This is a genomic window from Agrobacterium sp. OT33 (assembly GCF_017313365.1).
In the GTDB taxonomy this organism is placed as follows: Bacteria; Pseudomonadota; Alphaproteobacteria; order Rhizobiales; family Rhizobiaceae; genus Agrobacterium; species Agrobacterium rhizogenes_A.
Genome location: NZ_JAFLMZ010000027.1, coordinates 1 through 305, shown reverse-complemented (window position 1 = coordinate 305; position 305 = coordinate 1). Strand labels below are relative to the sequence as shown.

Genomic DNA, 305 nt, shown 5'->3' with positions numbered 1-305 from the left:
ATCGAAGACGTGTTCTCGATCTCGGGCCGTGGTACGGTTGTGACGGGTCGCGTTGAGCGCGGTATCGTCAAGGTTGGCGAAGAAGTCGAGATCGTCGGCATCCGTCCGACCTCGAAGACGACGGTTACCGGCGTTGAAATGTTCCGCAAGCTGCTCGACCAGGGCCAGGCTGGCGACAACATCGGTGCACTGGTTCGCGGTGTTAACCGTGACGGCGTCGAGCGTGGTCAGATCCTGTGCAAGCCGGGTTCTGTCAAGCCGCACAAGAAGTTCAAGGCCGAAGCCTACATCCTGACGAAGGAAGA

General features: G+C 59.3%; 1 protein-coding gene. It reads left to right on the top strand.

Annotation, left to right across the window (positions count from 1 at the left end):
• Window positions 1-305, top strand: a 305-nt coding sequence (locus JZX88_RS26490; protein ID WP_246753564.1) for an EF-Tu/IF-2/RF-3 family GTPase, incomplete at both ends; no start/stop codon positions are given.